At 57.1% G+C, this 19770-nt stretch carries 15 protein-coding genes and 2 pseudogenes; 4 read left to right on the forward strand and 13 right to left on the reverse strand.

Annotated features, from left to right (window positions below; translation table 11 throughout):
• Window positions 1-422: 422 nt before the first annotated feature.
• Genes uvrA through WC562_06010 form a run of 3 tightly spaced genes read left to right on the forward strand, consistent with a single transcriptional unit; the run spans window position 423 to window position 4204 of the window.
• Complete coding sequence (gene uvrA / locus WC562_06000; protein ID MFA5055712.1) at window positions 423-3317, forward strand: excinuclease ABC subunit UvrA; 2895 nt, start codon at window positions 423-425, stop codon at window positions 3315-3317.
• A gap of 1 nt (window position 3318) precedes the next feature.
• Complete coding sequence (locus tag WC562_06005) at window positions 3319-3867, forward strand: carboxymuconolactone decarboxylase family protein (GenBank protein MFA5055713.1); 549 nt, start codon at window positions 3319-3321, stop codon at window positions 3865-3867.
• Between the two features lie 40 nt (window positions 3868-3907).
• On the forward strand, window positions 3908-4204 hold the full coding sequence (locus WC562_06010) for a HEAT repeat domain-containing protein (protein MFA5055714.1): 297 nt from the start codon (window positions 3908-3910) through the stop codon (window positions 4202-4204).
• 47 nt (window positions 4205-4251) lie between these two features.
• Here the strand turns inward: WC562_06010 and WC562_06015 are convergent, their stop codons facing one another.
• From WC562_06015 to WC562_06035, 5 genes are all read right to left on the reverse strand, one after another.
• A complete protein-coding gene (locus tag WC562_06015) occupies window positions 4252-4728 on the reverse strand; it encodes a GyrI-like domain-containing protein (protein ID MFA5055715.1) in 477 nt (158 codons plus the stop codon).
• A gap of 100 nt (window positions 4729-4828) precedes the next feature.
• Window positions 4829-6952: an SMC family ATPase gene (locus WC562_06020; GenBank protein MFA5055716.1), complete on the reverse strand. Its 2124-nt coding sequence runs from the start codon at window positions 6950-6952 to the stop codon at window positions 4829-4831.
• A complete protein-coding gene (locus tag WC562_06025) occupies window positions 6949-8439 on the reverse strand; it encodes an MBL fold metallo-hydrolase (GenBank protein ID MFA5055717.1) in 1491 nt (496 codons plus the stop codon). Before WC562_06025 ends, WC562_06020 begins: the two co-directional genes overlap by 4 nt.
• A 40-nt stretch (window positions 8440-8479) precedes the next feature.
• Window positions 8480-9016 carry a hypothetical protein gene (locus WC562_06030; GenBank protein ID MFA5055718.1) on the reverse strand — a complete coding sequence of 179 codons (537 nt, stop codon included), beginning with the start codon at window positions 9014-9016 and terminating at the stop codon, window positions 8480-8482.
• A 27-nt stretch (window positions 9017-9043) separates the two neighbouring features.
• Window positions 9044-9895 (reverse strand): DegV family protein, encoded by an 852-nt coding sequence (locus WC562_06035; protein ID MFA5055719.1) that lies wholly within the window; start codon window positions 9893-9895, stop codon window positions 9044-9046.
• Between the two features lie 167 nt (window positions 9896-10062).
• Between WC562_06035 and ffh the strand changes: the two genes are divergently transcribed.
• Window positions 10063-11409, forward strand: a complete 1347-nt coding sequence (gene ffh / locus WC562_06040) for a signal recognition particle protein (GenBank protein ID MFA5055720.1) — start codon at window positions 10063-10065, stop codon at window positions 11407-11409.
• 159 nt (window positions 11410-11568) lie between these two features.
• Here the strand turns inward: ffh and WC562_06045 are convergent, their stop codons facing one another.
• The 8 genes and pseudogenes from WC562_06045 to WC562_06080 all read right to left on the reverse strand — a co-directional run bounded on the left by WC562_06045 (window position 11569) and on the right by WC562_06080 (window position 19641).
• Complete coding sequence (locus WC562_06045) at window positions 11569-12174, reverse strand: hypothetical protein (protein ID MFA5055721.1); 606 nt, start codon at window positions 12172-12174, stop codon at window positions 11569-11571.
• Window positions 12167-12883 (reverse strand): annotated as a pseudogene (gene rpoD, locus WC562_06050) (RNA polymerase sigma factor RpoD). The gene WC562_06045 and the pseudogene rpoD overlap by 8 nt, the downstream one beginning before the upstream one ends.
• Before the next feature lie 471 nt (window positions 12884-13354).
• Window positions 13355-13720, reverse strand: a pseudogene (locus WC562_06055) (sigma-70 factor domain-containing protein).
• Complete coding sequence (gene dnaG / locus WC562_06060) at window positions 13717-15558, reverse strand: DNA primase (protein ID MFA5055722.1); 1842 nt, start codon at window positions 15556-15558, stop codon at window positions 13717-13719. Before dnaG ends, WC562_06055 begins: the two are co-directional and overlap by 4 nt.
• A gap of 9 nt (window positions 15559-15567) precedes the next feature.
• Entirely contained in the window at window positions 15568-16623 is a 1056-nt protein-coding gene (locus WC562_06065; GenBank protein MFA5055723.1) for a deoxyguanosinetriphosphate triphosphohydrolase, read from the reverse strand.
• Window positions 16624-16657: 34 nt separating this feature from the next.
• Window positions 16658-17266 (reverse strand): 2Fe-2S iron-sulfur cluster-binding protein, encoded by a 609-nt coding sequence (locus tag WC562_06070; GenBank protein ID MFA5055724.1) that lies wholly within the window; start codon window positions 17264-17266, stop codon window positions 16658-16660.
• Window positions 17266-19185, reverse strand: coding sequence for an NADH-quinone oxidoreductase subunit NuoF (locus WC562_06075; GenBank protein ID MFA5055725.1), 1920 nt, complete (start codon window positions 19183-19185; stop codon window positions 17266-17268). Before WC562_06075 ends, WC562_06070 begins: the two co-directional genes overlap by 1 nt.
• Window positions 19186-19194: 9 nt before the next feature.
• Window positions 19195-19641, reverse strand: coding sequence for an NAD(P)H-dependent oxidoreductase subunit E (locus WC562_06080; GenBank protein MFA5055726.1), 447 nt, complete (start codon window positions 19639-19641; stop codon window positions 19195-19197).
• Window positions 19642-19770 lie beyond the last annotated feature (129 nt).

A 19770-nucleotide genomic window follows, 5' to 3' on the forward strand; every position in this document is an offset into this window, starting at 1 on the left:
CCTCTGAGTGGTTCCCTTTAAGATGCAGCTTCGAGCCCACGTATGCCGGACTTCCATGACTGGACCACTGGTAGAACAGGTGCCGCGCCTCCATGGGTTTGTAATACCGAAACCTTTATCCAGGCCCACCGTGTATCACAGTATACACAAACGCAAAAACCTGTCAACTGGGTAGCGCCCTAATCTACAGAACTGTATGCCCCTATTCGAATCATTCCCCTCGTGCTACAATTAAAGGTTGCAAATCAAATCGTCATTGTAGGGGCGAGGTCGTCTCGCCCTCTATGGATTCCGGCCTCCGCCGGAATGACGGATAAAGAGGTACAGGAGACAGGGTCTCCTGACGGGGTCTTAGGGGTGTCCCCTATCCTTTTTAAGAATCCCCCAAGACTGGGGGATAGCAGGGGGTTGATTAACCAAATATGCCGCTGGACGCAATAGTAGTAAAAGGTGCCCGAGAGCACAACCTGAAAAATATCGACGTCACCATCCCCAGGGACAAGCTGGTGGTGATTACCGGCGTCTCCGGCTCGGGTAAAAGCTCGCTGGCCTTCGACACGATATATGCCGAGGGCCAGCGCCGCTACGTGGAATCGCTCTCGGCCTACGCGCGCCAGTTCCTCGGCCGCATGGAAAAGCCCGACGTCGATTATATCGAGGGGCTGAGCCCGGCCATCTCCATCGACCAGAAGGGCCCGGCAAGGAATCCGCGCTCCACCGTGGGCACCGTCACCGAGGTCTACGATTATCTGCGACTTCTCTTTGCGCGCATCGGACACCCCCACTGCCCCAACTGCGGGCAGGAGATTGCGCAGCAGACCGTGCAACAGATCGTCGACTCGCTCGCGGCCCTGCCACAGGGCACAAAGGTCATTATCATGTCGCCCATCATCAAGGATAGAAAGGGCGAGCACCTCAACGTATTCGACGACCTGCGGAAGGCAGGCTACGTGCGCGTCCGGGTCGACGGCAAGACACGCGACCTCTCCGAGGACTTCGCCCTCGACAGATACAAGAACCACACAATAGAAGCAGTGATCGACCGCCTCGTCATAGAAGGCGAAGAGCAGAAGGGGCGGCTGTCCGGATCCGTGGAGACCGCGCTCAAGCTGGGGAAGGGCGTAGTGCTGGTTCAGGTCGTCGACGGCGAGGAGATTTTATTCTCGGAGCACTTCGCCTGCGCGCGCTGCGGCATCAGCATCGGCGAGATAGAGCCGCGCAGTTTCAGCTTCAACAGCCCGCACGGCGCCTGCCCGGATTGCACCGGCCTCGGCATCAAGCTGGAGATAGACCCTGAGCTGGTCGTGCCGAACAAGAACCTGTCCATCGCCGAGGGCGGCGTAATGCCCTGGACCAGGTCCGGCTCGCTGAGCCCGTGGTACATGAGTATGCTGGAATCGGTGGCACGTAAGTTCGGGTTCTCGACTAATACGCCGCTAAAGGACCTGAGCCCTGAGCAGTTCGATATTGTGCTATACGGCAGCGGCGGGCAGCAACTCACTATGAAACACGAGACCCAGCTCGGTAAAACGTACGAGTACGAGACGCAGTTCGAGGGCGTCATACGCAACCTGGAGCGGCGCTTCAAGGACACCGAGTCCGACTATGTGCGCTCCGAGATAGAGCGCTACATGATGAGCCGCCCCTGCCCGGCATGCAGCGGCCTGCGGCTCAAGCCCGAGGCGCTGGCCGTGACAATCGTCGGAAAGAACATCGCCGAGGTCAGCGCCATGTCCGTGGACCAGGCCATAGCATGGGTCGACTCACTGACTGGCGGCAACAATTCGAAACCGATCGTCAGCGAGCGCGAGATGCACATCGGCCGCCAGATATTCAAGGAGATAAGCGGACGCCTCGGTTTCCTGCGCGACGTAGGCCTCGATTATCTAAGTGTCAATCGAGCTTCGAGCACGCTGTCCGGCGGGGAGGCGCAGCGCATCAGGCTAGCCACCCAGATAGGCAGCGGCCTCATGGGCGTGCTCTACATCTGCGACGAGCCCACAGTCGGCCTGCACCCCGCCGACGACTACCGCCTCATCGAGACGCTGAAGAAACTGCGCGACCTGGGCAACACTATTATCGTAGTAGAGCATGACGAGGCTATGATGCGCGCCGCGGACCACATCATAGACATGGGGCCCGGCGCGGGAGAGCACGGAGGGGAGATCGTGGTTGCGGGGACGCTCGACGATATCTTGAAGTGCAAAGCGTCAAGCACGGGCAACTACCTCAGCGGGCGCAGGACGATTCCACTGGATAAAGAACACCGGACGGGGTCGGGCAAAGAGATAGTAATTCGCGGGGCGCGCCAGAACAACCTCAAGAATATAGACGTGCGCATACCGCTGGGGAAGCTGGTCTGCATCACCGGCGTATCGGGCTCGGGCAAGAGCACGCTCATCGGCGACATATTGCACAAGAAGATCGCGCAGGTATTCTACCGCGCCAAGGACCGGCCGGGGGATTGCGACGGCATCGACGGTCTGGAACATATCGACAAGGTGGTGAGCATAGACCAGTCGCCCATCGGGCGCACGCCGCGCTCCAATCCGGCCACCTACACCGGGGTTTTCACCCCCATCCGCGAGCTCTTCGCCACCGTCCCCGAGGCGCGGGCGCGCGGCTACAGGGCCGGCCGCTTCTCGTTCAACGTCAAGGGCGGGCGCTGCGAGGCCTGCCAGGGCGACGGCTACATCCACATCGAGATGCAGTTTCTGCCCGACGTCACCGTGCCCTGCGAGGTCTGCCGCGGCAAGCGCTACAACCGCGAGGCGCTGGAGATATATTTCAAGGGAAAGAACATCGCCGAGGTGCTGAACATGACCGTGGCCGAGGCGCTGCCGCTGTTCGAGAACATCCCCAGGCTGAAGAACAAGCTGGAGACGCTCAGCGACGTGGGGCTGGGCTACATCAGGCTGGGCCAGCCGGCTACGACGTTATCGGGCGGGGAGGCGCAGCGCGTGAAGCTGGCCGCCGAACTGTCGAAACGTTCAACGGGGCGGACGCTCTATATCCTCGACGAGCCGACCACGGGCCTTTCCTTCGAGGACGCGGCGGCGTTGCTACAGGTGCTCCAGCGCCTTGCCGATTCAGGCAATACGGTAGTGCTTATCGAGCATCATCTTGATATGATAAAGAATGCGGACCATATCATCGACCTGGGGCCCGGCGCCGGAGACAAGGGCGGCTACGTCATCGCCGTCGGCACGCCGGAGGAGATAGTTAAAGTAAAAAAATCTTTTACGGGGCAATATCTGAAGAAGCTGCTCGAAACACAGCCGGCAGACGCAAGGCAGAATCCGGTTAGAAAGCGATAAGATGTCGAAAACGCCGAGACAATCAGGGGGCGACCCTCCGGCAGCGGTATCGCGAGAGTACAAACCGCTCAAGTTCACCGGCTTCCTCTCCGACATGTGGTTTATAACCAGACGCCCCTGCTCCATGATAAGGATGGCCAGAGGCGCGCCGGTAGCGCCCGCCTTCCGCGAGCGGCTGATGCTGGCAGTTACGGCAGTCACCGGCTGCCGCTACTGCTCGTGGGCTCACACGGGGGCGGCGCTGCGAAGCGGAATATCCAAGGACGAGGTCGCCGGCCTGCTCATCGGCAGCGTGGACGATTGTCCGCCTGACGAGGCGATAGCGGTGCTCTACGCCCAGCACTGGGCCGATTCCGACGGCAGTCCCGATCCCGAGGCGAGAGAACGGCTGATACAGAGCTACGACGCGGATACAGTTAATACGATCGATGTTATACTGCACTCAATACGCATCGGGAACTATATCGGAATATTTCACGAGCGATTATTGAAACGCATCTCTTTTTCCGGGCGCGGCGGGCGCGGGGGTTCCACCAACGACCCAGATTGACGCATAATAAAGGGACTACACAGAGAAAACGAGGTATACATTGAGCAAGGAAGAACTACAGATATACATCAGGCAACTGGATCACCAGAATCCCGAGGCGCGCTACTGGGCGGTGGTCTACCTGGAGCAGGTCGCCGACCCGGAATCGGTGACAGCCTTGATACAGGCGCTCGCCGGGGATGATCTCTATCTAATGGGTGGTGCGGCCAAGGCGCTGGGCGCCATCGGACCCGCCGCCAGCGCCGCCATACCGGCCCTGACCGAGTGTCTCAGTCACGAGGATGCATGGGTTAGCAAGTGCGCGGAATACGCCCTGGATAAGATCAGAGAGAAATAAAAAACCATCGCCTCCCAAGCGATGGCATGCAATCCCGCGGCTTTTGCCTATTTCTTGTTTATAGGGAACCTGATCTCTGTCAGAATCTCGGCGGTAGGAGTGTTCCCCGGCTCGGTAATGTATACCTCCTCACACGGGCCGGACATCTCATATCCGTTATCGGCAATCCATGCCATGATTCTATCGTATGTCTCTCCGATAGTGGAGAAAGGGCCTTTGTGAATTATCGAAGCCACCTCAGCCCCTTCCAGGGATCGAAACCCCAGTCCCCTTTCGTCAGGCCCCGACGGATCGCAGACCCCGACTATCGGCACCCGCAGTTCCCACTTCAAATCCTGCTCCGGCACCTTGCCCGGAACATTGAAGAAAATCCTCGACGGAGGAACAGCAGGGATAAATCCCGCCTCAGCCACAAAGGTATAAAGCGTTCCGAACGCGGAGTTGATAAAAGATAACGAGCCTTTGATTGCTATGAAGGCTACCGTCATCGGCAGTGTCTTTTTTACCGTCGGCTCTGTATCCATCTCTATATTGTCCGCTGGGAATCGACGCTCTTGTGCGTTACACCCACATCATAGACTATGTGAGTCAATTTAAACCTAATAATCGACGCATGTCAATCTCTTAAACCACCTCTACCTTCGACCCGTCGGCCCCCTTCGTCACCTCGATGCGCACGGGGAAGGACTCCTTCATCTCGTCGATGTGGGTAATGACCAGTATCTTCTCGAAATCATCCTGGATCGAGTTTATCGCCTCCACCAGCCGCTCGCGGCCTCCGGCATCCTGAGAGCCGAACCCCTCGTCGACGATCAGCGTGGGCAGCGGCGCACCGGCGCGACGCGCCAGCAGCTTGGACAAAGCGATGCGCAGGGCGAAATCGATGCGGAAGGCCTCGCCGCCGCTGTACATCTCGTAGCGGCGCGTGCCCAGCTCGTCGCCGATAACGATATCGAGCGTCTCCGCCTCGCCCTCTTTGCTCTTCAGCGCCCGCTGCGACTCGACGCGCACGCTCATGCGATTGTCCGTCATGCGCGCCAGCAGCCTGTTGGCCTCCTCCTCCAGCTCGGGCAGCGCGTTCTCGATGAGCATGGCCTGTATGCCCTTCTTGCCAAAGGCCAGCGACAGTTCCTCGTATATCCTTTGCTCTTTTGTGACCGCCTCTCTCAGCGTCGACTTCTCGGCGCGGGCGCGTTCTAGATTAGCGCAGCGGTCGAGCTTCTCTTGCACCGATCCCATCCGCTGCCGCCCCTGCTCCAGGCTGCGTGCGACATCGTTCGATTCCTTCTGTTTCGTAGCGAGTTCAGCCTGCGCCTTTGGTAAATCTACTAATTCAGCCCTCTGGGTGTCACGGTTTTTAGTCTCGGCATCGAGCGCCTCCGACCACCGTTTAAGCTCGTCCCCGGCTTTCTTCAGCGCGTCGCGCTCCTCCGGCAGCGCCTTCCCGGCCTCCCTGTAATCCTTATCGAGCGCCTCGGCGCGCCGGGCCCACTGCTCGCGCCCATCGCGCACCGTCCGCTCCAGCCCACCGATATCGACCTTTAACGATTTCGCCGCAGCTTCGAGCTTGTGTATTTCTTCTTCGTTGGCGCGGAAAAGTTCCTTCTTCTCCAACCCCTGCTTCTCGTAATTCTTCATTATCCTGGTGCGACCCTGGACCCCGAGTTCCGTACCACACAGAGGACAATCGGCTTCTCCGGACGACAGCATGTCGACCTTATCGCGCAGTTCCTCCATCTCTTTCTTTAGTTTGTCATTCTCGGTCGCTAGATAGTGAATTCGATTGGACGACTCCTGATGCTCGCCGCGTTTTTTATCGAGCAATGCGTCCTGTCCTGCAAGCTCATCGAGACGGGTTTTTATATTTGCCGACGCATCGGCGTAAGCCGCGATCGTAGACTCGTATCTCTCCACGCGCTTGCTATGGTCGCGGATGCGGCCTTCGACCGAACGTATAGCATCCTCAGCCTGCTTGATGCGCCTCTCGATATCCGTCTGCTGTTTCTGTTTCAGATCCAGGCTTTGCTTGCGCTCCTGTAATACCCGAATGTCATCCTGAAACTTCTTCCATTCCTTCTCCATCAATGCGACCGTCTCGCCGACGCTGTGAAGCTCGGCTTCATGCGTTTCTTTTTCGGCGATCTCCCCGTTCATCTGCGCTATAGCTATATCCAGGTCCCTGGCCTCGCGCTCCTTCAGCCTGGCCTGCTCCCTGGCTTTGGCCTCCAGCTCATCGTAGCGCGAGAGCCCAAGGATATCGGCCAGCACCTGCTTGCGCTTGAACGGCTCTTTCTTGCTAAACTCGTCGGCGCGGCCCTGCACCAGATAGGCGCTGTTGATGAAGGTATCGTAGTCCATGCGCAGCGTGTCGATGATCTTGCGCTCGGTCTCGCGTATCGAGTCGCCCGATATCGAGCGGAAGCCGTCATCCGCGGCGACCTGGAAATCGAGGACCGACTGGCCGGGACGGCGCGGCTTCCCCTTCGACCTCTTGCGTATCACACGATAGCGTTCTTTGCCGACGGCGAACTCGAACTCCGCCTCCATATCCGTCATACCCAGGTGTATCAACTCATCGTCGGTCTTGGCCCGCGATTTGCCCCAGAGCGCCCACGTTATCGCGTCGAGCAGCGCGGACTTGCCGTTGCCGTTATCGCCGCAGAGGCAGGCGACGTGTATACCGTCGAAGGGCAGCGACGCCTCGCGGTAGCACATGAAATTGTGCAGAGACAGCTTGACGGGAATCATATCTGATATTCCCTGCCTTTTTCGGGAATGATTATTTCGACTCCTTTAGGCACGGCGAAAAGCTCGGGATGCTCCGTATGCACGGGGAACAGCGCCTTCGGGTTTATCGATTCTATGGAACGATTTATCTCGACTCCCGAGGCGTGGCCGGAGACGTGCGCCTTCTCGTACGGCATGAGCCCGAAGTGCTCAAGCCAGTTCTCGACCCTGTACTGCTCGATCTCGGCCTCTTCGTCGAAAGGCTCTGTCTTGGACCAGATGTAGCTGGAACCCGCGTCCGGCCTGATGTTTACCAGGTCGGTGAGGTCGAAGAAATCGATGCGGACGATGTACTGGCCCTGGTTGCGATGGATATCGTCGCATGTCACGCAGTTGGGACGTTCAAGGAACTCTCTCTCCCATGTAGCGTAGTCCTGCTTCACGACGTTGTCCGGATAAGCCGCCTGATCCGTCTTAGTTATAAGGCCCCAACCCTTCCTGTCCACATATATTGCGATGTTTTTGTCATCGAGCGAAGGCGCTCCCGCATCGCTGCCTTCCAGCCGCCGCAGCAGATAGGCCTGTTTAAGATTCAACGCCAGCTTGCGGCCGGTCGTCCTGGCGACCTCATGGAAGCTCCTGAGCCTCTCGATATCCTTCCATGGATAGTTGGCTATGACGAGGTTTTTGGTCTTTTGCACCACTCCGGCGACCTTCTCCTGAACATCGTCCTCGGTTGGCCCCTCCTTCTGGTCGATGCGCGTCCCCTCGCAGATGAGAGCGATAGGCTTAGCTTCCGCCGCGCGCCTCACGAACTCACGTGTCAGCTCGCCCGCGTATCCGTGAAAACGCAGGTCGCCGGTATAAGCGATTACGCCCTGAGACGTATGGATGAGATAACCGCAGGCCCCGGGCAGCGAGTGGTTCACAGGCACAGCTTCGATCTCAATATCACCGACGGCGATACGCTCGCCGCCGCTCAGCCCGCGGAACTCCCGCGCGACCTTCGCTTCCTCCCCCTTGACTTTGGTCAATCCCTCCCCCCTTGCGCTCGGCCTCAGCTTGAAGGACTCCTTGAGATTGAGGAAATCGCAAAACGAGCCACCCCCCGAGGTCTCCTCCATCGCGGCCAGCATCAGCTTAGTCACGTCCATCGCGTAAATAGGGATATCGCCGCGCAGGAAATGTATGTAATTGGCGTGGTCGGCGTGGGCGTGGCTGAGGAACACGGCATCATACGCGTGGGCCGGTTCGACCGCCATGCCCGCATGCGACAGGTAATCCTGGCGGTAGAAGCCGTTCATGTCGGGCAGCTCGGGAAGAAGGCCCATCTCAATGAAATCGACAACGCCATTGTAGCGCTTGGGCTGGAGGAAATCGTCGAAGTACAGGTTCGACTGCCCGAAGCTCATTCCGAAATCGAGCCAGACGCGCGCGCCGTCCGCCTCTGCCAGTATCTTGTTGCCGCCGATCTCGCCGACGCCGCCGTAAAAGGTGAGCTTGGCCATAGTGCCACTATTCTAACATAATCGGCGGCGGCGGAAGCGCCTATTTGAATAATGCCGCCCAGACGATCGCATCCAGGACGGCGCAGTGAAAGGCGAAATATATGCTGCCGGCGACGGCCAGCCAGTATGCAACCCCTGACGTTTGGGTCTTAAGGGCTAGAAGCGCCCAGACCAGTGCGATCGAGGCGAGCCCTACAATGGCCAGCACAACTCGGATTCCGACCCACAGAGCAGTTCCCGGATTGCCCACGTAGACATTGGTCAGCGGCATCCAGAAAGCCGACGGTATCAGAATCAATAGAAAGATCACGTAGAACGTGCTATATCCGAACCTGCCCGAGATGCTCACCTCGGCGGGCGTCAGCCGGGCCAGGATAAAATAGAGGAAGGCGAGATAGCCAATTGCGGCCAGTATCATATACACGCCGTAGACCGGCCTGATGGCTGCGGGAACCCCTCCCCACAGGGCGTTGGCCGCGTTCGGCCCGGCGTTGTGCAGCCCCAGTATGTAGCTGCCGATTACGGCAATGCCGCCGATGATATTTATGACCAGTAAAATTATCTGTTGCGAAGCCATATTTCCCCCTCCTTACGTGCGGTTACCCTACGAGTTTCCAGGCTCGACGCGTCTCAGCGCCTGCACCAGAACCCCCGGCCCCCCGTGAACCCCCAGCGCGGCCCCCAGCGCGGCTATACTGATACTCTCCTCCGGAAGCAGCGTCGCCAGGCGGCTTTTAAGCAGACGCGCCTGGTCTGGCACGCAGCTGTGAACGATAATCAGCTCGCTTGCCGGCAGATTTTGCTTCACGTAGTCAAATATCCGGTCAATGCCCTTAGCGGTAGTGCGCACGAGGCCCGCACGCACTATCTCCCCCTGCCTGAACGTCAGCAGAGGCTTCACGTTCAACAGCCGCGAAGCTTCGGCGATCGTCCTGTTCAACCTGCCGCCGCGGGCCAGGTATTTCATTGTATCGAACATGCCGAACATGCGAACCTGCCGCTTCGACCTGTAGGCCTCCTCCACAACCGCAGCCATGGAGGCCCCGGATCGCGCCAGCCGCGCCGCGGCCGTGACCACAAGACACAGCCCGGCGGAATTGAAACCGGAATCAATCACCTCTATGGGAACGGAACTGTTCAGGTTCTTCTTGGCAATTGAAGCGGAGTTGAACGTCCCGCTGATCTTAGATGATATGTGAATGGAAACGATGCCGTCATGGCTGCCGGCACAATCTTTGTACACGCGGATGAAATCCTCCGGATTGGGCTGTGACGTGGCAGGGTGAACGGGCGAGGTGATCAGCCTGCTGTAGAAGTCTTTCGCGGAGATGTCGACCCCGTCGCGATATATCTCCCTGTCAAAGCGGACATATATCGGCACCACCCTGATATTCAGTTCTCGGGCCAGCTCCGGGCTGATATCCGAAGTGCTGTCGGTAACTATCTGCACCGCCATAACTTGCGCTCCTGAAGAAAAGTTGGCTGCGGCACCGACATGATTCTATATATGTGGGACATACTATAGACATTGCGGTTAACGGTGTCAAGATATCGACGTACGAACCCATCACCTTGATTCCTGAACCGCCGCCGATTACAATTGTCCTAGTTTGAGATTGACCGATGTTTGACAACCTATCCGAAAAACTGAATGCGGTATTCAAGAAGCTGGGAAGCAAGGGCCGTCTCACCGAGAAGGACATCGATGAGGCGCTGCGCGAGGTGCGGCTGGCGCTGCTAGAAGCCGATGTCAATTTCAAAGTGGTCAAGGACTTTGTGGCCAGGCTGCGCGAGAGAGCGCTGCAGAGCGACGTGCTGGAGAGCCTCACGCCGGCGCAGCAGGTGATAAAGATAACCAACGAGGAGCTGACCGCCGTGCTCGGAGGCGCGCCCGCCCGCCTGACAACGGCTAACCACCCCCCGACGGTTATCATGCTCGCCGGGCTGCAGGGCTCGGGCAAGACGACGACGGCGGCCAAGCTGGCGCTGCACCTGAAGAAGCAGGGCCAGCGCCCGCTGCTGGTGGCCGCCGACATGCAGCGTCCCGCCGCCATCGACCAGCTTATCGCCCTAGGCAAACAGCTCGATATCCCCGTCTATAGCGAAAATCCGACATCGAAAGCGCCCGCGGTCTGCGCCAACTCCCTGAAACGCGCCAACGAACTGGCATCGACCTGGGTCATAGCCGACACCGCCGGCCGGCTGCACATCAACGAGGAGCTCATGAACGAGGTGGCCGAGGTCAAGAAGGTGCTCCAGCCCGTTGAGGTGCTGTTGGTGGTTGACGCCATGACCGGACAGGATGCGGTGAACGCCGCCTCCGAGTTCCATGCCAAATTGGGCCTCACCGGCCTGATATTGACCAAGATGGACGGCGACGCCCGCGGCGGCGCCGCGCTGTCGATCAAATCCGTGACCGGCGTGCCCGTCAAGTTCATCGGCATCGGTGAGAAGATGGATGCGCTGGAGCCGTTCTATCCCGACCGCCTTGCCTCTCGAATACTCGGAATGGGCGATATGCTCACGCTCATCGAGAAGGCCGAGAAGAGCTTCGATGCGGAACAGGCGCTGAAACTTCAGGAGAAGGTCAAGCATGCCGGCTTCGACCTGGAGGATTTCCTTGTTCAACTGCGCGAACTCAAGAAAATGGGCTCGTTCAGCCAGCTTGTAGAGATGATACCCGGGTTATCATCGGTCGCCAGTAAAAACCCCGAGGCCGTGGACGATAAGAAGCTGAAGAAGATTGAGGCAATGGTGCTTTCAATGACGCCGCAGGAACGGCGCAACCCCGATATCATAGACGGCAAGCGCAAGCGCCGCATCGCCGGCGGCAGCGGCACCACGACCCAGGATGTGAACCAGTTACTGAACCAGTTCCGCCAGACGCAGAAGCTCATGAAGCAGGTATCGCGGATGAAGAAGGGCGGCGGTATGGGCGGATTGGGAAACCTGGGAAAGATGTTCCGCTAAAAAAGAGGTACCCCGATGAATCGGGGACGGGGTTATAGGGGTGTCCCCTATATTAATAAATGTCCCCCAACGTATGGGGGACTAACAGGGGGTTCGGTTATTGTTTCCCCCTTCCCAAGGGGGATAGCAGGGGGTTGACCGGCACTTACCAGAAATATTCTACTTCTTCACCATCGTGACCGTCATCAATCCCGGCGTTACATCGATTGCCTCCACCGTAACCGGCAGTTCATCCCAACGCCCCACCAGTTCATGCTCGACAGCGGTCATGACGTTATTAATCAGTGTTTTGGGAATCGCCAGCCTGCCGAACTCGAGCCGCCTTATTGTAAAATCGGCTTTGCCGTCCTTGGCCCCTATCTCAACCTGCACCGCCGTCTCCATGCCAACACCGAGTTGCACCCTGGCCGAAGCGCATATCGTGCCCGCGCCGAAATAGACCTGGGGATTCTCCGTGTCTATGGCGATATCGCCGTTGCGGGCCATCTCGTCCAGCTTGGAGGTGGCTTCTTCCTGCGTAATCGTGAGAACGAGATCTTCGCCGCTCGAAGCGGATTCAATTCTCTCTTTTAATTCGTCTATCTTCTCGTCAAGACCGTCCGCCAATTCAATAGATGGATCTACACGTTCGACACCCCACTCATCCGATGAAACGGGCCCGGTAACCAGATAGAAGAATATGCCCGAGACAAGGCATAACACTGCGAACACGCCGCATGTGGTAATGGATATGTTCCTGACAGCCTTTTTACTGAGCTTATTCAAGATAATCCTTGAGCTTTTTTGAACGGCTGGGATGCCGCAGCTTTCTCAGCGCCTTGGCTTCGATCTGACGTATCCTCTCCCTGGTGACACCGAACTCGCGTCCCACCTCTTCCAACGTGCGGCTGCGCCCGTCCTCCAGACCGAACCTTAGCTGAAGCACGCGGCGCTCGCGAGGATTGAGTGTGCAAAGGACCTCGTCTATCTGCTCCTTCAAAAGCTGATGCGACGCCGCGTCGGGAGGCGCCAGCGCGCTGCGGTCTTCGATGAAATCGCCGAGGTGGCTGTCTTCCTCCTCGCCGATCGGTGTCTCAAGAGACACCGGCTCCTGCGAAACCTTGATGATCTCGCGCACCTTCTCCGGAGTCACCTCCATACCCTTGCCTATCTCCTCGCTGGTGGGCTCCCTGCCATGCTCCTGAACCAGACGGCGGCTCACGCGCAGCAGCTTGTTTATGGTCTCCACCATATGAACCGGGATGCGTATCGTGCGAGCCTGGTCGGCGATGGACCTGGTGATGGCCTGTCTAATCCACCACGTAGCGTATGTGCTGAACTTATAGCCTTTGCGGTAATCGAACTTCTCCACCGCTCGAATCAGGCCGATGTTGCCTTCCTGTATCAGGTCGAGCAGGGTCATGCCCCTGCCGATGTACTTCTTAGCCACGCTCACCACGAGACGCAGATTTGCTTCCGTGAGGTGCTTCTCCGCTCTGGCCGCTTCATACGCCACCTCATAAAAGTAGGCGGATATCTCCTTCTCTTTAGCCTGAAGCAGCTTCTTAAAGCGAGGTTGAGCCAACAGATAGGCCACCTCTCCTATGACATTATCCTCCAGTATATCCATCACTGCGGGAGGTATCAGGCTGCTGTTGAGTGAAAGGTTTACCATGGCTATACCGGTATCGCTGACATTGACTTCGCTCTGTTCCGCAGTGCTTTCTATAAGCTGCTGATTTATCGCGGCATCCACAGCCTTCCTGAAATCCGGATCCGATATCCTCTCCACTAGAGAGCCGGCAGGACTCAACTCTAATTCACTCTCAAGGAGTTGTATTAGGGGCGCCGCGTCGCAGAGCTGCTGCAAGATTACTATAATGATCTCACTTTGCGTGGCGGCGACGCCGTTTCTGGCGTACCATTCATCCCGTATCCGTTTAATATGCCGTGCCCGCTCCATCTTGCTGGCCAGGACCTTCTCCTCGCTGGCATTGAGCAGCGACACATTGCCGATCTCTCTCAAATACAGGCGAACAGGGTCGTCAATTATGTCCTGCTCTTCGATATCAAGCGCCTTCTCGAGATCCACCTCAGGCTCTATCTCGGGTTCTATAACTTCATCTTCGACGACCTCCGCGGCGTCATCAACCCAGGAGTGAGCGGCTTTATCGCCACGCTCGCTTATATCGCCGCGTGCCAGAGCGGCGTAGAGCTCGGCCAGCGCGCCCAGATCGTGTTCCGTCCCTATATCACGAGCGTCATCGTTATGTTCGTTGTGCAGTTTGGAATTGAGCAATTTATCTAAACCCCCGTCTCCTCGCATTTTCATTTTCGAATGCCCAACCCTCCTCTCTTCGCCTTTTCAAAAACATCCTTGAGCTGAGTGGTGGGCTCCAGAGACCTCTGAAGCAGTGCCTCCACCTGCTCTTTAATGATATTCTTATCGCCCTCGGACTCGGCTTCGGACATCAGTATCGACTCAAGAGCCTTCAGTCTGCGCAAACGCTGCTCCCAGAGCCGCCTGACGCAGTCGGACAAGGCAACCTTAACCTCTTTTTCCGTAGCCGGCGGCAAGCACCTTAATAGGAGCCTGTCAAGATACTCATGCAGACTGGCGTCAAGACATGCTCGTATCTTTTCGATATCGGGACTATTCATCCACGCCGTGAATATCTCTTGATTCTCCGTGCCCTCGAAATGCTCCGGTGAAAGCGCCAGTGCCCCGTCCCAGAGATCAGGTCTCTGCAAAAGCAGCGACAGGCAATACTCTTCCAGCGGATACCTGGATACAGCCAGGCTCGGAACGGCAGGCTGCCTGATGCCTTTCTCCCGCTTCGTCGGCTGTATCTGCGCCGCCTTGGCCAACAATGTTTTCTCGGCTACGCCGGACAGCTTGCCGAGCTTCCTGAAGTATATCTCCTTGTCCGCGATATCAGATATCTCCATGACGCGCGGCAGCAGCCTGTCTATTATAGCCGAACGCCCGCTGTCGGTACCGGGATCGAACTTGGACAGCGCCGCCTCAAAGAAATAATCCATGACCGGCATCGCGTTGGCGACAAGCCGCTGCCACTCCCCGGGCTGATCGCGTATGACCTCGTCGGGATCTTTCCCTGGAGGCATCAGTATCACCTTCAGCCTGCCTTCAACCTTCATCTCGCCGTCCAGCCAGCCGCGCTCCCGATGGTCTACTGCCTTGCTGAGAGCCTGCCTGGCCACTTCCAATCCCCTCAACGTAGCCTGCTCGCCGGCGGCATCCGAATCAAGAGCGAGCGCGATGTTCTTTGTAAGTTTCTTTATTAGATCGATCTGCCTGGATGTCAAAGAGGTACCCATGGGCGCGATAACATTCCTGGAGCCGTATTGATGGGCGGCTATGACATCCATGTAACCTTCCACTATGACCGCCAGGTCATCCTCTTTGATAGCCTGCCTGGCCATATCCAACCCGTACAGCAGACCGCTTTTATCGAACACCGCGGTCTGCGGTGAGTTTAAATATTTCGGCTGGCCGCCGTCCAGTACGCGGGCGCCGAATCCCGCCACGCGGCCCGCCTGGCTCCTTATCGGAAACATAAGCCTGTTGTGAAACAGGTCCCTGTGTCCGCCGTCGTCCTTCGCGACCACCAGGCCGGCCCTCAGCATCTCGCCAACCTTCCAGCCCTGAGTCGCAAGGTGTCTGCTCAGCGCATCCCAGCTTTCGGTGCTTAATCCCAAGCGGAATTCTTCTATAGCCCCCTGGGCAATGCCGCGCTTGTTGAGGTAGTGCCGCACCGGCTCCCCGGCCTTGCCGTTCATCAAGATATCGTGATAATAATCAGCAGCCGCTTCGTTGATCTCGTAAAGCCTGTCCAGCCCCTGTTCCTTTGCCTGATCTTTCACTTTCGGCTCAAGCTTAATGCCGGCCCGGTCCGCCAGCAGCTTCAACGCAGCGCCAAAATCCAGACCTTCCTTCTTCATAACGAACGAGAAGATATCGCCGCCGACGCCGCAGCTGCCAAAGCAGTGCCAGGTGCCTTTCTCGGGAAACACAAAGAACGAGGGCGTCTTCTCGCTGTGGAACGGGCACAGGGCTTTGAAGTTGCGCCCCGACTTCTGCAACGTGACGTAGCTCGATACTAGATCTACGATGTCTATCCTGTCTTTGATGTCGTCGATGTTTGCCATTATTTCAACCTATCGGGTAGAACATTCCTCATTATAGATTTCCTGTGCATACCTGTCGGTCATGCCGGATATGTAGTCCACAACGCTGCGCTCCACGTCGCCGTAAACCAATCGATATTCATCGGGCAGCTTTTCGGCATTCGCGGTAAAATACCGGTACAGGGTGCATATTATATCCCGCGCCTGCTCCGCATCCTCCCTGGCCTCGCAATAGACCCTCTTTAACAAGAATTGCCTAAGCTTATTAGCCGCTTCGCGGACCGCGGGGCTCATCCCGATATCGGGAGGTCCTCCGCTTTCCGCCGCGGTCTCCTGCCCGTGGCCGACGATATCGACGATAAGCGAGTTTATCCTCTCCCTGTTCGCGCCGCCCAGCAGACGAACGACATCGGAGGGAAGATCGCTGTCGTCTATTATACCGGCACGTATCGCATCATCTATGTCATGGTTGATATAGGCCACGGCATCGGCTATTTTGCATATCTGTCCTTCCAGGGTAGACGCCAGCCCGACGCCGCTATCAAGGATGTCCGTCCAGTTCTTGGAGTGATTAAGGATACCGTCCCTGACCTCCCATGTCAAGTTCAACCCCCGCCCGTCGTTCTCCAGAACCTCCACCACCCTAAGGCTCTGCTCATTGTGGCGGAAACCGCCGGGATACAGCTCGTCGAGCACGTCCTCCCCCATGTGGCCAAAAGGCGTATGTCCGAGGTCGTGCCCGAGCGATATGGCCTCGGTCAAATCCTCGTTTAAACTGAGGGCGCGGGCGATGGACCTGGCGATCTGCGAGACCTCTAACGTATGCGTCAGCCGTGTCCTGTAATGATCCCCGGCCGGAGCGATGAACACCTGCGTCTTGTGCATCAGCCGCCGGAACGATTTGGTATGGATGATGCGGTCGCGGTCGCGCTGGAACTCGGTTCGCATGGGACATGGCTCTTCGCTGCGCGCCCTGCCCCTGGTCATTCGACTCCGCGCGGCATAAGGAGACAATCGTCCCTCGCTTTCCTCAAGCCTGAGACGAATGTCTGAATTGGTCAAATGAATGGAGGAATGCAAATCCATAATTACCTTGCTTTTCCTCCTGTAAGCGGTGGGGCTACTTAACCTTAAGGAAGTCCCCGAGTGTCAGATTATCGAATGAAACCCCGTCGGTCTCCGACGGTAATTTAGCCGTAGGGCAGAGGCTGAAGCACTCGCGGCAACTGGCGCAAACCGTTTTTGCGATCTCAGGGAAAAAGACCACTCGGCGCTCGATGCCGCGGCCGACGAAACCGATGGCGTTGGCCTTCTTGACCTCATGACAGTAACGCACGCACAGGCCGCAGAGGATGCAGTTGGTCCTCTCGGCTTCGAAGTGCTTCTCCAGGATACCGTATTCCTTAGCCATCTCGACTATATTTTTAGCATTGGGAGAGGAAGCCAGAAGCAGGTCCAGAACGGTGGCCCTTATCTTTCTTACCTGGGGCGTGTCAGTCTTTACCTCGAGCCCCTCCTCGACGGGATAGACACAGGCGGTCACGAGGCGCTTCTTCTTATTCTTGGTGATCTCTACAGTGCATATCCTGCAGCCGCCGTATGGCGCCAGCTTCTCGTTATGGCATAGCGTCGGTATCATGATGCCGATGCTGTTGGCTGCATCCAGTAAAGTCTTACCTTCTTCACAGGTCACAGATTTACCATCTATGTTTAACGTAACCGTCTTCATCAGCTCTTAGCCTCTTTCTTGCGTATCACTTCCATCTTTTCCGGAGCCTTGGGAACAGGCTTACCGGAGATCTTAACCACGGCATCGAACTTGGCCGGGCAGACCTCTATGCAGGAACCGCACTTGGTGCACTTGCTCTGATCGATAACGTGGACGATGTTCTTCTCTCCGGATATAGCGCCCACGGGGCACTCGCGCAAACAGATGCCGCACGCCTGGCATTTCTCCGGTACGATGTAGTATGAAACCAGCGATTTGCAGACGCCGGCGGGGCAACGTTTCTCTTTGATATGAGCCTCGTACTCATCCCTGAAGTATTTGATGGTGCTCATCACCGGGTTGGCCGCCGTCTGACCCAGGGCGCAGAGCGAAGCGTCCTTGAGCACATCGGCCAGGCTCTCCAGAAGCTCGATGTCGCCTTCCTTGCCCTTGCCGTCGCATATTCGATTCAAAATCTTTAACATCTGTCGTATGCCCTCTCGGCACGGCACGCATTTGCCGCAGGACTCGAAGGCCAGGAAGTCCAGGAAGTAGCGCGCCACATCGACCATGCAGGAATCCTCGTCCATGACGATCATGCCGCCGGAGCCCATCATGGAGCCGGCCTTGGCCAGCTGGTCGAAGTCCACCGGCATGTCGAGCATGCTCGCCGGTATGCACCCGCCCGAGGGTCCGCCTGTCTGCACCGCCTTGAACTTCTTGCCCTTGCGTATGCCTCCGCCGCAGTCGAATATGATCTGGCGCAGCGTGGTGCCCAGAGGAACCTCGACCAGTCCGGTGTTGTTGACCTTGCCCACGAGCGAGAATATCTTGGTGCCGTAATTCTCCTTGACGCCGATTTTGGTGAACCAGCCGACGCCGTTATTGATAATAAGCGGGACGTTAGCCCACGTTTCGACATTGTTAAGGATGCTGGGCTTCTCCCTGACGCCGCTCACCGCTGTGCGTATATACTTGGGCCGCGGCTCGCCGACGCGCCCCTCGATGGCTGTCATGAGCGCGCTTGATTCTCCCGATACGAAGGCGCCCGCGCCCTGGTGAACGATGATATCGAAATCGAAGCCCGAGCCGAGGATATTTTCGCCGAGCAGCCCGTACTCGCGCGCCTGCTCCAACGCCACGTAAAGATGCTTGATGGCCAGCGGGTACTCCTGCCTCACATATATGTAACCCTCTCTGGCTCCAACGGCGTATGCGCCGATAATCAATCCCTCCAGCACGCTGTGCGGATTGCCCTCGAGCAGGGCACGATTCATATAAGCGCCCGGGTCTCCCTCATCGGCATTGACGATGACGTATTTAATATCCGACTGGGCATTGACGGACGTTTCCCACTTCACACCTGTCGGAAAGCCACCTCCACCGCGGCCGCGCAGGTTAGACTGCTTAACCACATCGAGAACCTCTTTTGGATTCATCTTCCCCAGCACCTGCGCCAGGGCGGAGTATCCCCCCAAGGCGATGTAGTCATTGATGTTCTCAGGATCTATATAGCGATTGTTGCCTGAGACGATGCGGCTCTGCCCGCTGTAGAAAGGCACGTCGTCGATTTTCACGATCTTTTTACCGTCACCCTTATAGAGCAGGCGGTCTACGATCTTTTTCTCCACCAGCGTCTTGGAGACTATCTCCGCTACATCCTCCGGCTTAACCTTGAAGTAGTTGATGTCGTCGGGAAGGATCATAACTATCGGACTGTTCTCGCAGAAGCCGAGGCATCCTGTAACCTTGACCTCCACCTCTTTGGAAAGTCCCTGTTTCTTTATCTCATTCGTGAAGGCCTTATATACCTTGTCGCTGCCGTAGGCCATGCCGCAGGTTCCGGCTGCATTGATTGAGACATATCGCTTGGTAGCCTTCTTTGAGAGTATCTGTTTTTTGAGTTTGGTTAAATCGGCGTTAGATTTCAGTTGTGGCATAATTCCCCTTTAGTCGCACTCTGCGATGATTTTCTTGAGTTCCGTCGATGAGGGATCACTGTAGTACTCATCATCAATCTGAATCACCGGGCCAAGGGCACAGCATCCCAGGCAGTTAACGGTATGCAATGAGAACTTCATGTCTTCGCTGGTCTCCCCGGGATTAATGCCCAGCACTTCGCTTACCTTGTCCAGCAAACGAGGCGCGCCGCGCACGTGACAGGCCGTCCCCAGACACACGGAAAGGGAGTGACGGCCGTTAGGCACCAGGCTGAAGGCCTTATAGAAGGTGGCTATGTGGTATATCTGGTTGATGGGTACATCGAGCTTCTTGCTGACCTTCTTGAGAACGTCCTCAGAAAGCCACCGGTTCTCTTTCTGTATCTGGATAAGTATCTGAATGAGCGCGTCCTTGTCTTTTTTATAATCGGCGATTATCTTGTCTACCTGATTCATGTCTTCCCTTCTAGTTGAATTCTATCTAATTTACGCACAGTCAACGAACAAAGTAACACCTAATCCGGTACGTGGTAATACATCTGAAGGTTTATCTAGAGTCAACAAGAGACAATATTCCCGTTCTAT

It is taken from the genome of Dehalococcoidia bacterium, assembly GCA_041649635.1.
GTDB lineage: Bacteria > Chloroflexota > Dehalococcoidia > E44-bin15 > E44-bin15 > JAYEHL01.